Annotated in this window: 11 protein-coding genes; 4 read left to right on the forward strand and 7 right to left on the reverse strand. The window is 65.3% G+C overall.

Going from position 1 to position 13,932, the window contains the following annotated elements; translation table 11 throughout:
* Nucleotides 1-5 precede the first annotated feature (5 nt).
* Complete coding sequence (locus tag ACFYTE_RS14270) at nucleotides 6-779, forward strand: enoyl-CoA hydratase-related protein (RefSeq protein WP_388709309.1); 774 nt, start codon at nucleotides 6-8, stop codon at nucleotides 777-779.
* 30 nt (nucleotides 780-809) lie between these two features.
* Here ACFYTE_RS14270 and ACFYTE_RS14275 read toward each other — a convergent pair whose 3' ends face one another.
* Together ACFYTE_RS14275 and ACFYTE_RS14280 are read right to left on the reverse strand one after the other, a co-directional pair.
* Nucleotides 810-1,727, reverse strand: a complete 918-nt coding sequence (locus ACFYTE_RS14275) for an MBL fold metallo-hydrolase (protein ID WP_388709311.1) — start codon at nucleotides 1,725-1,727, stop codon at nucleotides 810-812.
* Between the two features lie 101 nt (nucleotides 1,728-1,828).
* Complete coding sequence (locus ACFYTE_RS14280; RefSeq protein ID WP_388709313.1) at nucleotides 1,829-3,697, reverse strand: flavin-containing monooxygenase; 1,869 nt, start codon at nucleotides 3,695-3,697, stop codon at nucleotides 1,829-1,831.
* Between the two features lie 153 nt (nucleotides 3,698-3,850).
* On the opposite strand from ACFYTE_RS14280, the gene ACFYTE_RS14285 reads away from it, so the two are divergent.
* The 3 genes from ACFYTE_RS14285 (at nucleotide 3,851) to ACFYTE_RS14295 (ending at nucleotide 8,540) form a co-directional block, all read left to right on the forward strand.
* On the forward strand, nucleotides 3,851-4,621 hold the full coding sequence (locus ACFYTE_RS14285) for an SDR family NAD(P)-dependent oxidoreductase (RefSeq protein ID WP_388709315.1): 771 nt from the start codon (nucleotides 3,851-3,853) through the stop codon (nucleotides 4,619-4,621).
* 235 nt (nucleotides 4,622-4,856) lie between these two features.
* Nucleotides 4,857-6,086 carry a cytochrome P450 gene (locus ACFYTE_RS14290; RefSeq protein ID WP_388709317.1) on the forward strand — a complete coding sequence of 410 codons (1,230 nt, stop codon included), beginning with the start codon at nucleotides 4,857-4,859 and terminating at the stop codon, nucleotides 6,084-6,086.
* Between the two features lie 111 nt (nucleotides 6,087-6,197).
* Nucleotides 6,198-8,540 carry a pyruvate dehydrogenase gene (locus ACFYTE_RS14295; RefSeq protein WP_388709319.1) on the forward strand — a complete coding sequence of 781 codons (2,343 nt, stop codon included), beginning with the start codon at nucleotides 6,198-6,200 and terminating at the stop codon, nucleotides 8,538-8,540.
* Nucleotides 8,541-9,011: 471 nt separating this feature from the next.
* Here the strand turns inward: ACFYTE_RS14295 and ACFYTE_RS14300 are convergent, their stop codons facing one another.
* The 5 genes from ACFYTE_RS14300 to ACFYTE_RS14320 form a co-directional block, all read right to left on the reverse strand.
* Nucleotides 9,012-9,566, reverse strand: a complete 555-nt coding sequence (locus ACFYTE_RS14300) for a flavin reductase family protein (protein ID WP_388709321.1) — start codon at nucleotides 9,564-9,566, stop codon at nucleotides 9,012-9,014.
* A 67-nt stretch (nucleotides 9,567-9,633) separates the two neighbouring features.
* Nucleotides 9,634-10,761: an acyl-CoA dehydrogenase family protein gene (locus ACFYTE_RS14305; RefSeq protein ID WP_388709323.1), complete on the reverse strand. Its 1,128-nt coding sequence runs from the start codon at nucleotides 10,759-10,761 to the stop codon at nucleotides 9,634-9,636.
* 177 nt (nucleotides 10,762-10,938) lie between these two features.
* Nucleotides 10,939-11,286, reverse strand: a complete 348-nt coding sequence (locus ACFYTE_RS14310) for a DoxX family protein (RefSeq protein WP_388709325.1) — start codon at nucleotides 11,284-11,286, stop codon at nucleotides 10,939-10,941.
* Nucleotides 11,287-11,349: 63 nt separating this feature from the next.
* Nucleotides 11,350-11,751: a nuclear transport factor 2 family protein gene (locus ACFYTE_RS14315; protein ID WP_388709327.1), complete on the reverse strand. Its 402-nt coding sequence runs from the start codon at nucleotides 11,749-11,751 to the stop codon at nucleotides 11,350-11,352.
* A gap of 338 nt (nucleotides 11,752-12,089) precedes the next feature.
* Entirely contained in the window at nucleotides 12,090-13,862 is a 1,773-nt protein-coding gene (locus tag ACFYTE_RS14320; RefSeq protein ID WP_388709329.1) for an FAD-dependent monooxygenase, read from the reverse strand.
* Between the last annotated feature and the right edge of the window lie 70 nt (nucleotides 13,863-13,932).

The following is a 13,932-nucleotide window of genomic DNA, read 5'->3' on the forward strand; positions in this document are numbered from 1 at the left end:
GTGCCATGAGTGCCCTCGTCGACGTCCAACGGACGAGCAGCGCCGTCGCCGTGCTGACCCTCAATGATCCCGACCGGCGCAACATTCTCTCCTCCGAGCTGGTGCGCGACATCGCGACCGCCCTCGACGAACTAGAGGCCACTCCAGGTGTGCAGGCACTCGTCGTCACCGGCACCGGGACAGCGTTCTGTGCCGGGGCGGAGTTGGAGACGCTGGCGCGTGCCGCCGAGGGGGATTTCGGGCTCATCCGGGAGGTGTACTCCGGCTTCCTGCGCGTGCTTCACTCACCCCTGTTGACCATCGCGGCCGTCAACGGACCCGCAGTGGGAGCCGGCTTCAACCTCGCTCTCGCCTGCGACGTCCGGTTCGCGGCCGAATCGGCGCAGTTCATTTGCCGCTTCGCGGAGCTGAACATTTTCCCAGGGGGTGGTCACACATGGATGCTCAGCCGTGCGGTCGGCCATCAGGCAGCCGTCGGGGGTCTTCTGCTCGGACAAACGTGGAATGCTGCCGATGCCCTGCGCATCGGTCTGGTGGCCGAGGTGGTCGCTCCGGACGAAGCTGTCGTGGATGTGGCGGCCGCCGCGGCATCCAGGTTGGCCCGCCTCGATCCCGAGTACACCCGCCGCTTGGTTCGGGTTCTCCGCGAGGCTCCGCTGCTCGACAGCCACGCCGCCGCACTGGAGATCGAGGCAACGCACCAGAAATGGTCCACTCGTCAGCCGTCGTTCCTCGATGGGCTCGCCCGGATCAGCTCCTCGGTCGGGCGGCACCGGTAGGTCGGTCGGCTGCGTCTGGGTACCGTCCGGTCAGACCGGGCGGTACTCCCACACCGCGTCGCCCGCCATGGTGAGAGTTCCACGGTGCACCAGGCAGGCCAAGTGCGCTTGGGTCTCTACCACCGCCAGCATGCGGTTGAAGTCATCCAACTGATCGAATCGACGCCCGCGTCGGGTCCACGTGAGCAGTTCGGCGACCGCTGCTGTAGAGGCCGATCCGAGATGCTCGACGATCGCGCTTGTGCGAGCCAGTCGCTCGTCGTGGTGTTGTATGAGTTCGTCGATCCGGGCATGGGTGCGCGCCTCGTCGGGTCCGTGGGCGGGCAGCACACGCAGATCAGGAAGGACACGGAGGCGCGCAAGCGAGTCGAGGAACGACAGCAGGGGCTGTGGTTGCGGAACGGCCTCGAAGCCGATCGACGGAGTGATGTGGGGCAGAATCTGATCGCCAGTGAAGAGCAGGCCTTCCTCGGGCGAGAGCAGCATGATGTGGCCCTTGGTGTGTCCCGGCGTCTCAAGCACCTGCAGTGTGCGTCTGCCGATCCTCAACTGGCTCTCTCCCAGCCAGACATCCGGCAGCTCCCAGCCCTCGTCCCGCGGGTCGGTTCGCTCGTCGTGCTGAGGCAGGGCACCCACAAGCCCTGCGGCGCCGGCGGCAACGAGCAGGGCCGTCTGGCGCTGGTGGCGCGGCCCCTTGCCAGCCAGCCACTCCAGCGACTCCCGCTCCCCACGTCCCACATTCACCTGGGTGCCGAACTGCTGCCGCAGTCTCACGGCCAGGGTGTAATGGTCGATATGCGCGTGGGTCACTACGATCCGCGTAACCTCGGACGGCGCGTAGCCGATCGACGCCAGGCTCTTGTCCAGCGCCTCACGTGCTGCGGCGACTGCCCACCCGGCGTCGACCAGGGCGACACCATCGTCGTCTTCGATCGCGTAGACGTTCACTGCCTTGAGGCTGTCACCTGGCATGGGCAGAGGTATCCGGTGGATACCCGGCGCGACCTCAAACGCGCCGGGCCTGGTCCACTCAGCTGTGCTTGCGCGGGTCATGATGTGAGGGCGGCTCGGGGGGTGCCGTCGGCGTCGTAGCGCGTCGAGGGCAGCCCCACCTCGGTCTGTGCAATGCCCTCAAGCTCTGCCTTGATGAGCAGGGCGAGGAAACGGGAGTACAGGCGGCAGTCGAGCAGTGAGCCGCCCATGAGCCAGAGGTTCTCCTGGGCCGTGCGCTGCCACATGTTGCGCATGATGTAGTTCTCGTCGAAGCCCCACACCGGGCCGATCTTGTCCGCGATCTCGTCGCCGAGCATCCGCCGAATGCCCTCCTGCTGGTTGGAGTATCCGGTCGCCATGACGACGAGGTCGAAGTCGTACACCTCATCGTTGCCCATCCTCAGGCCTGACTCGACAAACCGGTTGTAGTCCTGGGAATGGATGAGCTTGATCTCCCCGGAGATGATCATGTCGGAGCAGCCGACGTTGATGTAATAGCCGCCTCCGCGCCGCAGGTACAGCATGTGGAAGCCGGTGTCATCGGGGCCGAACTCCAGCTGAAAGCCACGCTCGCGCAGACCGTCGAGGAGTTCCTTGTCCAGTGCGCACGTCCTCTTGGTGAGCCACTGGTAGGTGTTCTGCAGCACGGGAAACGGGATGGCGGCGGTGACGAGGTCGACGTCGTCGGCCGGCGGCCCTTCCGAGTAGACGCTGTAGACCATCGTCCCGCTGGGCACCAGGCTGACGACGCATGTCGGCTTGCGCTGCATGATCGTCACGTCGGCCCCATTACTGTACAGATCCTGGGCAACGTCGTGGCCGCTGTTGCCTGTCCCGATGACGAGCGCCTTCCGGCCGGTGAAGTCCAGGCCGCTGGTGAACTCACTGGAGTGCATCACCGTTCCGCGGAAGTCGTCCAGGCCGGGGAGGTCGGGCCGGTGGGGAATGCCACTGGTGCCGCCGGAGGCGAGCACCAGATGCGTCGGACGCAGTTCCTGGATCGTGCCGTCCTGCCCTCGCACTCTGGCAGTCCACCGTTTCGCCGTCGTGTCGTAATCCGCCTCGACGAACTCCGTGGAGGTCCAGACGTCGAGCTCCATGAATTCGGCATATCCCTCAAGCCACCCCGCCAGCTTGTCCTTGGGCACGAAGGTGGGCCAGGTGGACGGGAACGGCAGGTACGGCAAGTTGTTGGCCCAGACCTCGTTGTGCAACGTGAGTGAGTGGTACCGGTTACGCCAGTTGTCCCCGATGCGCCCGTTCTTCTCCACGACGAGGGTGCGGACGCCCACCTGCCCAAGCCGTGCGGCCAGGGCCAGGCCCCCCTGTCCCGCGCCCACGATCAGGACATCGGGCGCACCATCAACGCAGGACGCCGACCTGCGGCGCTCATCGAGCCAGTTGTCGCCGGCGAAGCTGCGGGAATACTGTTCTCCCGTCGGGCGGAGGTCCCCGATCCGCTCCTCGAAACCGTGCAGCTGCTGCAATGTCGTCAGCAAGATCCAGACTGCCGGGTCGTCAGGCCGGTCGGCATCGTGCAGCAACCGGACGAAGCCGGTTCCTTGCCCGATTGGTGTGTCGAAGTCGAAATACGCTTCGATCACCGACCGCGCCGAGCGGCGCACGACCCTGGGCTTCGTCCTGTTGGCGGCGGGACGCAGCCGGGAGGGGCGCGTCTGGCTCAGGGTCGCCTCCAGGGCCGCGGAGATGTCGTCCTTCCCTCCAAAGGTGCGATAGCCCCAGGTGAACGACAGGATGTCCTTCCAGAACCCGTCCTCGGCGAAGAAACCCACGACCTCGGCTGTGTCCTGGCGTTCAAGGGCCTCACCGAAGCGGGTGAGCCATGCCTCGAAGATCCCTTCGATGCCTCCGGTGTCCGCCTCGTTTGTCGTGTGCGCTGCCTTCTTTGTGTCGACCCCGCCCATGAGAACCCTTCTTGTCAATCCGGCCAACTCGGTGTGGAGAACACCCATTACAGAGCCGCCTTCGCATGGTTGTCAACGCATGCGTTGACAACCCTTGCGGATGGACGCCAGTCTTGGCGCACACACTGAGATCAAAGCCGTCCGGGAGTCCCGATGCAGGGTCACAAAGCCACAGCAGTGGTCACAGGAGGCGCCTCCGGCCTGGGGGCCGCAACCGCTAGGGCCCTGTCGGCCCGCGGGCATGCCGTCTTCGCGCTCGACCTGACACCCGCCATCGAGGCGGCGGAACGCCCTCCTGGCGTGGAGTATCTTCCAACCGACGTCCGAGTGGCCGAAGAGGTCCGGTCATCCATTGCCGTCGCAGCGGCGTCCGCCGCTGAGCACCGGCTCCCCCTACGGGTCGCCGTCAACTGTGCCGGCACCGCGCCGTCGATGCGCATCCTCGGCCGTAAGGGCCCTCACGACCCCGAGCTATTCGCGCGCACGTTGGCCGTCAACCTGATCGGCACCTTCCACGTGCTGCTCTACGCCTCCGAGGCCATGGCCGGCAATACCGCCACGGACGACGGATCCCGAGGCGTCATAGTCAATACCGCTTCCATTGCCGCGTTCGACGGCCAGATGGGCCAGGTTGCCTACGCGGCATCCAAGGGTGGCATTGTCGGCATGACCCTGCCGGCGGCTCGCGACCTGGCCCAGCACGGGATTCGGGTGTGCACGATCGCCCCGGGCATCATGGAGACACCGATGTTCGCGGCATTCTCACGTGGCATGAAGGACGCACTCGCAGCGTCAGTCCCGTTTCCCCAGCGCCTCGGGGAGGCTGCAGAGTTCGCCCGCCTCGTGGAGATGATCATAGATCACGGCTACCTCAACGGTGAGACCGTCCGTATGGACGGTGCCCTGCGGCTGCCGCCGCGATAGCGCGACCCGCCGGCCACTCATCACGCGCACTGCCCGGGGGCCCAAAGTCCACCGAGCCGTTCGCTGAGCTGTACCAAAGGAATCAACGTTTGTGTTGACAACATGAAGTGGCGACCGGAGGATTGTCAGAGCCTGGCCACGCGAGGAGGTCCAGGCAACGCCAAAACACAGCGAACGGACCCGACCAACAGAGGGAGAGCGGACGATGACGACGACGGATGGCGGGGACAGTGCTGTGGCGGCCCGGCAGGCATCCCTCGTTGACCTCCTCAGCGACGAGGCCGTCAACGACCCGACGACATACTTCAACCGCGTGCGGGACGAGGGCCCCGTCTTCTGGAACCAGAGGTGGAACGGATGGATCGTCACCCGCCACTCGGACGTTGCCGCAGGGTTCCGCAACCACGAGCAGCTGTCGTCCGACCGCTTCGCCGGTCCTTTCGCTGAGGACATCCTGGAGTCGAAGACCAAATACACCCAGCTCATCGAGTTCATGAGCAAGTGGATGTTCACGAGCGACCGGCCCTATCACACGCATCTGCGTTCCCTTGTCAACGTGGCTTTCACGCCTCGCAGCGTGGAGGTGCTGCGCCCGCGCGTCCGCGAGCTGGTGCATTCACTGGCGGAGCCGCTGCGAGAGCGCGACCGGGTGAACTTCCTCGCCGAGTTCGCCTTCACTCTGCCCGTCATCGTCATTGCGGAGTACCTCGGCGTCCCCGCGGAAGCCCGCCAGCAAGTACGCGAGTGGTCGGAACACCTTGGGGCGGTCGTCTTCGTGGCCGGCGACAACCCCGACCGCTTCGTGACCGCGGAAAAGGCCATGAACAACCTCGTCGACCTCATCCGACCGATTGTCCGGGCGCGTGCCGTAGAGCCCAAGGACGACCTCATCAGCGCTATGGTCAACGCAGACGTTGACGGAGATAGGTTTACCGAGGAAGAGATAATCGCCAACGCGGTACTCATGGTGTTCGCCGGCCATGAAACCACCATGAACCTGCTGAGCAACGCGACCGTCCTGTTCCACCGGTTCCCCGACACATGGCACCGAATGAGCGAAGACCCCCGCCTGGCACGCACCGCTGTGGAGGAGGTCCTGCGGTACGACGGCCCCATCAAGGCGCTGGCGCGCTGGGCAACCGAGCCGTTCGAGATGGGCGGCAAGCGCATCCAGCGCAACGACCGGGTCCTACTCGTCCAGCACGCCGCCAACCACGACCCGGCATTCTTCGAGAACCCGGAACGGTTCGACCCGGCGCGCTGGCCCAACAAGCATCTGGGGTTCGGTCAGGGCATTCACACTTGCCTCGGCGGACCGCTGGCCCGGCTCGAAGCCCAAGAAGCACTCACCTACCTTTCGCGGGAGTTCGCCTCGATCGAGGTGCTCACGCAGGAACTGACGTACAACCGAACACTCGTCTCCCGCGGACTGCGAGAGCTTGACGTCCGGTTCCACCAGCGGTGAGCGGGAGTCGCCGTGCCGCAGGCTGCGGCAGATGCATCCATGTCCACTCATGCAGCACAAAGCGAAGAACCGGGGAGCACATATGTGTGCTTGGCGGCGGAGGTATCACACATGATCAGCGACGCAGTCTCGACGGTAGCGAAGACCAGGAACGGCTCGCGGCAGGACACCCTGAAGACCCTTCGTGACGTCGAGCGCAGGGTTCTCTGGCTCTCGACAGCGATCATCGACCACGCCAACCGGGTACGTCCCAACGCGTCCCGGCTGAAGGTGGGTGGTCACCAGGCGTCCAGTGCGTCGATGGCATCGATCATGACAGCGCTGTGGTTCCATGAACTCACCGCGGACGACCGAGTGTCAGTCAAGCCGCACGCCTCACCCGTACTCCATGCCATCAATTACCTACTGGGCGACTTGGACGCGTCATACCTGACGACACTACGGTCCTTCGGTGGCCTGCAGAGCTACCCCAGCCGGTCGAAGGATCCCGACCCGGTGGACTACTCCACCGGCTCGGTGGGCATCGGCGCGACCGCCCCTGTCTGGGGTGCCATCGCCCGGCGCTATGTCGATGAGCACTTCGGCGGTGTGGGTCGGGGACGGCAGTACTCACTGCTCGGCGACGCCGAACTCGACGAGGGCGCGATCTGGGAAGCAGTCCAGGACCCGACGGTTGCTGACCTCGGAGAAGTTGTCTGGATCGTCGACCTCAACCGCCAGTCGCTGGACCGTGTGGTGCCAGGAATGGCAGCCGATCGTCTTCAGGGCATGTTCACCGCGGCGGGCTGGCAGGTGCTCACGCTCAAGTACGGCGAGTTGCTGGAGGAGTTGTTCGCCCGCCCCGGCGGGGACCTTCTCCGGGGACGTTTGGACGCCATGAGTAACCCGGAGTACCAGCGACTGCTGCGCTGTACACCAGAGCAACTGCGTGAACGACTGCCCGGCATCGGCTCGGCGGCGGATCCCATCTCTCATCTGATCGCAGAGCTGGACGACGCCACCCTGCAGGCCGCCATGCGCAACCTGGGCGGACACGACCTGGGAGCGCTGCTAGATGCCTACGACAGCGTTGATGACTCCCGCCCCACCGTAATTTTCGCCTATACAGTGAAGGGTTACGGCCTGCCCACGGAGGGCCACCCACAGAATCACTCATCCCTGCTGACTGCCCATCAAATGAGCGAGCTTGCAGTCCGCTTGGGAGCGGACCTCGATGATCCTTGGGCCGGATTCGCCGGCGACTCAGCAGAGGCAGCACTGTGCGCAGCGGCAGCTGAGCGGCTGCGACGGCCCAGTTACGCGACGGCGGAGCCACCCCAAGTCCCTTCAGATATTGGACGCACCCCGACCGGCACTGGTAACACACAGCAGGCCCTAGGACGACTGTTGCTCGACCTGTCCCGGCAGGCGCCCCAGGCCGCAGCCCGAGTGGTCACCGTCAGCCCTGACGTCAGCTCCTCCACGAACCTCGGCGGCTGGCTGAACAAGGCCGGGATCTGGTCACAGACCGAGCGCACGAACTGGTTCGCCGACGACGCCGAGACGATCCTTCATTGGCGTGAGAAGCCCGACGGACAACACCTGGAACTGGGCATAGCCGAGACCAACCTGGTCGGCCTACTCGGCGAATTGGGCGCCACCTGGAGCCGATGGGGACAACCGCTGTTGCCGATCGGGGTCGTCTACGACCCGTTTGTGAACCGGGCCTTGGAACCCTGGTCATTCGGAATCTACGCGGGAGGTCAGTCCATCCTGGTAGGCACCCCATCCGGGGTATCCCTCGCCCCGGAGGGCGGAGCCCACCAGTCGATCACAACGCCGTCTCTCGGCATTGAACAACCGGGCTGCGTCTCCTACGAGCCCGCCTTCGCGATCGACACCGAGTGGTGCCTGCTGGCAGCCTTGGGCAACCTGGGTCATAGCAACGGCAGTTCAGCGTATCTACGGCTCTCCACCCGTCCGGTGGACCAGAACCTGGCTGTCGTACCAGCCGATCCGGCAGCCCGGGAGCGACGTCGTCGGCAGGTAGTCGCCGGTGCCTACACATTGCGACGGGCCGAGCGGCCGGCAGTGGCCATCGCGGTTATGGGCGCCATGGTCCCCGAGGCCCTGGCCGCTGCCGAGCGCCTCGGTGCACTGGGCCTTCCGGCCGACGTGATCTGCGTAACCAGCCCGGATCTGCTTTTCCGTGCCCTGCAGAGTAGGTGCAGTCACGAGGAGGCTCCCGGCTGGATCCTGGACCAGGTCTTTCCGGCCGACCGGGCGGTGCCATTGGTCACTCTGGTGGACGGCCACCCGCACACCTTGGCCTTCCTGGCCGCAATCAACAACGTGCCCATCGCTCCCCTTGGCGTCAGCCGCTTCGGCCAGTCCGGCGAACTCGACGATGTCTATCGCTACCACCGCATCGATACCGACAGCGTGGTGGAGGCTGCACTGGACCTCGTCGACTGAAATCGACTGAAGGTCTCAGAAACCAGGAGACCCCATGTCCACCGGCCCCCGCTGACCATCAATGCCTCCAGCATCTCCCCCGCTACCTACCGAAGCGACATACAGCCCGCACCCATGCGTGGCTCCCCAAACGCCGTCAGCCGGGCAAGGCCCTGTCCGACCAGCCCGGCTGACGGCTCCACTCTCCTCGGCAACGCTGCTGACTTCGGTTCGTCGGGGTGAACGTCGGCGAAGTCCCCGATGGGCCAGGAGCGGCGGCCGTATCCCGTGCTGTGTGAGATATGCGGATGGAGGCGGGTTGAGTGCTGCGGAACGCCGCGCCGGGAGACCCTGCGGATGCAGGCGGTCGTCAGCAGGGCGGTCAGCAGCCGGTAGGTTCCGCGGGTCAGGCTGCCGTCGACGCCGAAACGGCGGGTGACCCGGAACTCCCGTTCGAGCGGCAAACCCCGAGATCGGCCGCGCCCGGGCCGGTCACTCCCATCCCAGCTCCCACACATACGCGCCGACCACGTGCATCGGATCCAGGCGTGTCATGCGTCCCTCGGCAAAGACCAGTGGGCGGCGCGCGGGGTGGCGCTGCTCGATGGCAATCACCTCGCCGAGAACCAGCTGATGATCACCGGCTGGGATGACGGAGTGGACCGTGGTGTGGAAGGTCATCACCGCGGTTTCGATCACCGGCGTGCCGTGGGCAGACACCGACCATGCCAAGTCGGCGAAGCGTTCGTCGAGGGGCTTGCGGAATCGGTTGGCGGCCTCGATGTCGTCCTGGTCGAGCACGGAGAACGACATGTGCTCCAGCTCCAAGAGCAAGGGAAGCGTCGAGGACCCCCGGTCGCCGAGGAAACCCACCAGCAGCGGGTCGAGCGACACGCTGGTGAACGTCCCGACCAGCATGCCGACCGGGGAACCGTCGCGGAGCCCGCCGGCCACGACGACGGTCGTGGGCAGGCGGCGCGTGGCGGCGCGGAAGGCGGACGGTCCGAGCGATGTACCCGTCATCGGTGGCCGGTCGGTCGTCGTCACTGTCGTCCCTTCCTCTTCAGATGATGCCGGCTGCATCTGCGGAACGCGTGCGCATCCCGCCGGGTGGTCAGACGAGGGTGGTGTTGGGCTCCAGGCCGCACAGGTGTCGGCCGTAGAGCTCGTCGGAGCTGGTGGGCTGAATCAGCGCGTGCAGATTGAGCGAGTTCGCGTCGCGGAAGTAGCGCTGGATGTCCGAGGCATGCTGGATGGCAGAGCCCCCACTGGCCTCGAACAAGGTGTTGACGCACGCCTTCGCATTGCGCGCGATGTGCCCGAGCCACGCGCGGGTCTTGATCCGGTCCGCCAGCGAGGCCTCCTTGTTCCAGGAGCTGAGGAGCAGGTCTTCGAGAGCGCGCATCATCAGCTCCGCCGTATCAAGGTGCAGCTGCGCCGTGGCGACCTGGTGGTGGGTCAGCGCAGCCTCGCCCGCCTTGGAGTAGGTGCTGTACGTGATGCCGCGGCTCGGCAGCTTCTCCAGATAGACGTCCATGGCGCCCCGGGCCATGCCGAGCATGGTGGGTGCGGACATCACGAGGAACACCTGCACCATCGACCGGTTGTAGTACGGGTTCCCGGAGAACTGACGCTGCGGAAACTGGCCCGTTGCCAGGGTGGCAACGGAGACGACCCGCTCCTGCGGGATGAAGACGTCCTCAGCGACGACCTTGTTGGTGGCCGTTCCGGACATGCCGGATGCATCCCAGGTCTGGAAGAGTTCGACCTCCTCGGTCGGAACGAGGCACGCGATCGGGGACGGGCTCCCGTCGGTGCCGAGCATCCCCACCAACCAGAGGTACTGACTGTGGATACCACCGGTGTTCCACATGAAGGTGCCGCTGAGCCGAACGCCGCCGTCGACCGAGCGCGCCTTCCCCGTGGGGGCGATCAGCCCCGTACAGCGCAGATCCGGCGTCGCGAGGATCTCGTTAGCGCTCTCGTCGGGGAGCAGCGCAAGCCACAGGTTGGACGCGGAGATGATCGAGCATATCCAGCTCGTGGACGCACACCCCCGTGCGATCTGGGCGAGCACCTCGGTCATCTCGCGGGGGCCGGCCTCGTAGCCGCCGTGCGACTTCGGCAGGGTCAGCTTGAACACCCCGGCCTGGGTGAGGTCCTCAAGGTTGTCGGGGTGCATGTGCTTGAGCTGCTCGGTCTCGCGGGCCCGGCTGCGCAAGGCTGGCACGAGCGCGTTCACGCGCTCTACCACCTTCTGGGCGGTCGACGGCTGCCCTAGGCGAGTGTTCGGCGGGGCGGACGTGGTCATGTCGACGTCCTTCCTTGTGGTGGTGATGGTGGCCGGCAGGGTGCCTTATGTCTTTCGTCAAGCGTGGCGTGGGCAGCGTGAAGTGTCTCCTGCCCTGTATCAGAGTGATCACATGGTGAGAGCACTGAGTACGAGGGCCGCGATGCTCAGCCCGAGCATGCCGCCGGATGCGGTGAGGTCTCGGTCACCAACACGCAGGTGGGCTGCGACCGCGCCGACGAAGTACAGCACAACGCAGATCGCTGCGGCTATTCCGAGTACAGGAACGGCGAAGCCGACCAACAGTCCTGCCGCACCCGCTAGCTCAAGCACTGCAAGGTACGGCACGCGCCCTTCCGGTACTCCAACCGTGCGCAGGACTTCCATCTGCAGGTTCTGTTTGGTCAGCTTGCCTCCAGCGGAGGCAACAAGCCCCAGGACAAGTACAACAACCACGATGACACTCGCGACAGTCACATTTGCTCCAGTTCCCAACGGGAGAATCGTTGAGTTTCCCAACGAGTGCTCCATGGCTTCATCTCACGTGGACGAGGCGCCAGCGGGAAGCGCTGCGGCGACAACCGGGGAGGGGTCCATGTAGATGTGGTATTCGGCTAGATGCTCGCCGAAAAAACGCATCCGCGTCATGGCGGGCAGGATGATGACTTCGCCGTTTCCCATCGTGTACGTGACCTCGACACGGACCGCAATCGTATCGTCACGCTCCCAGATCTCGACGACCCTGTGCCGGACACCGAGCACCGTACCCAGATAACCGCCCACCCACTTCGCAATCGCAGAGCGCCCGACTATGGCGTCGTTGTTGCCCATCTGGAACACCGAGTCGTCGGTGAAGAACTGCAGGAATCGCGCCGCGTCCGTGTCACCGGCTCGCAGAACCTCCAGTGCACGCACAGAGTTCGAGCTGTCCTGGGTGGGCATATGTGCCTCCTCGTCTCTCACATTTCTGACATTCCGCTTGATTCTGAGCCGTGAGCCCGATTTCGGCTTCGGGGGCCGGCAGCGCCGATCGGAACTCGATCGCCCCTCCGCCCGGCGAGCCAGGCGGAGGAGCGATCTTCCAGTGCCGGCGGACGCTTTCCGCCCCTGGCAGAGGCCGCCGTGGATGCCGTTCTTGGTGTGAGCACGCCGCAGTTCTCAGCCCACGGGAAAGGGCTCTGGCGGCTTGCCGCGTTCTGACAGGCGAGGTTTCGACGGCGGTATACAGGGTGCCCGCGACGCGCGGGTCGCTGAGGCGCGGGCCTCCTCGGTGCGGCCCCTCAGCAGCGCAGAATCGACTTGAGCGCGGATGCCAGCGCGTCGCCTTCGGCGTCTGCGCTGTCCAGCGCACGCCAGGCCACGTGATTGTCCGGCCGCACAAGGATCGCGCCGTCGTCGGCGACCTCCCGCAGCCCGTGCCATGCACGGTCAGGGTCGGTGTATGCGGTGCCCTCTCCAATCACTACTGCTGTGATCGGGGTGCCGAACTTGGCAGTAGCCTGGGACGCTGCCGTCTCCCAAACGGACGCGCCGGACGGCCCGGTCAGGAGGACGAATCCGCCCTGGGCGCCGACGAGGTCGTGCGTGGACAGAAGTTGCCCACCGTGGGCCAACCAAGCATGCGGAAGCCGGTGGCCCGGCCGCGTCGTGGGCTGGTAGACGAGTCCCATCGGGTCACGGGGCGGCGCCTCGGAACCGTCCGGCACCAGCGCCCCCGCCTCGTAATTGAACCCGAGCTCGATGTCGTGGGCCTGGAACTCCGTTCGCTGGGTGTCGGCGACCTCCTTGAAGCGGGCCCGCAGGGTGTCCCCGTGTGGGGAGGCAGAGAAGAACGCGGCGTAAGCCTGCTCGCGCATCTCGGACGGTGCTCCGGGCGGAAGTCCGAACCCGGCATCGACGACGGCGTGGTTGCCGAAGGTGAACATCGCCCATTCGACATTGCGGGCGGCCACTGGCTTGCGCTCGGCCTCGTAGCTGTCAAGCAGCGTCTCTTCTGCCCGCCCGTCGAGTACAGCAGCAAGTTTCCAGGCGAGGTTATGGGCATCTTGGATGGCGGTGTTCAGGCCAAGGCCAGTGGTCGGCGGATGACGATGAGCAGCATCTCCAGCGAACAGGATTCGGCCTACCCGGTAGCGGTCGGCGATCACACCCTCGACAATCCAATGGCTCAGGTTGATCGGGGTGATATCGAGATCGGGCACCTTCAGCAGGTCCCGGATCTTCGGAATGATGGTGATCTCGTCGAACTTCTCCGGGTCGTCAGGACGGAACCCGAAGGTGATACTCCATTCCTCGGAGTGTTTGCCCCACGTCGGCCCCATCTGTGCCATTGCCCCGGCACCCCATGTCGAGCCACCCGAGGGGTTGTTGAAGAATGTGATCACCGCCCGGTCATCCCACCAGAGTGACAGGTCTGCACTGAAGTGCAGGTTGACCATGTCAGCGAGACCGGTGGGGCCCTCCAGAGTCACCCCAGACATGGGGCCCACGGTCTTGCCGCCGTCTGCCGCGATCAGATACCGCGCACGCACCGTGTAGGTCTGGTCATCGTCGCGGTTACGGATGGTCGCGAGGACTCGGTCGTCGTCCTGGACGAGAGCCACCAACTCGTGGTGAAAGCGGATTCTGCCGGGTCGACGGCTCTCGGCATGACGTCGCAGCAACGGCTCCAGCCGGATCTGAGGATAGTTCGTGGACGGTCCGGGACCGTCACGGACGTACGTCTCCGTAAGGGATCCGCCACCGAAGGAATCCATTTCCTGGAGGGTGCGGCCGTCGAGGGGGCCGTCACCGCCCAGTGTCGTCACCATCTTGACCATGCCGAGATGCTCCATCGGCGTACCGACCGTATACACATCGTCGGCCAGGTTGTGCTGCCGAAAGATCTCCATGGTCCGCTGGTTCAGATAATGGGCCTTCGGCAGGTGTGAAGTCGACCGGTGGCGTTCTACCAGCAGGTGATCGACCCCGTGGTCGGAGAGGAAGATCGAGCTGGAGAGCCCGCAGCCTCCGCCGCCGATGATCAGGACAGGCACGTCAATGTCTTCCGACATACGTCAACTCCACGTTGAGTTCGACCGCAGCGGTTCAGGTGGTTTCGGGGGTAGGTAGGCCGCTCAACGG

Origin of the sequence: Streptomyces sp. NPDC004629, assembly GCF_042873595.1 — a bacterium.
Lineage (GTDB): Bacteria > Actinomycetota > Actinomycetes > Streptomycetales > Streptomycetaceae > Streptomyces.

Excerpts from the sequence above, each read along its gene's own strand:
- ACFYTE_RS14270 (WP_388709309.1), top strand. The coding sequence starts at position 6 with ATGAGTGCCCTCGTCGACGTCCAACGGACGAGCAGCGCCGTCGCCGTG.
- ACFYTE_RS14280 (WP_388709313.1), bottom strand. The coding sequence starts at position 3,697 with ATGGGCGGGGTCGACACAAAGAAGGCAGCGCACACGACAAACGAGGCG.
- ACFYTE_RS14285 (WP_388709315.1), top strand. The coding sequence starts at position 3,851 with ATGCAGGGTCACAAAGCCACAGCAGTGGTCACAGGAGGCGCCTCCGGC.
- ACFYTE_RS14295 (WP_388709319.1), top strand. The coding sequence starts at position 6,198 with ATGATCAGCGACGCAGTCTCGACGGTAGCGAAGACCAGGAACGGCTCG.
- ACFYTE_RS14315 (WP_388709327.1), bottom strand. The coding sequence starts at position 11,751 with ATGCCCACCCAGGACAGCTCGAACTCTGTGCGTGCACTGGAGGTTCTG.
- ACFYTE_RS14320 (WP_388709329.1), bottom strand. The coding sequence starts at position 13,862 with ATGTCGGAAGACATTGACGTGCCTGTCCTGATCATCGGCGGCGGAGGC.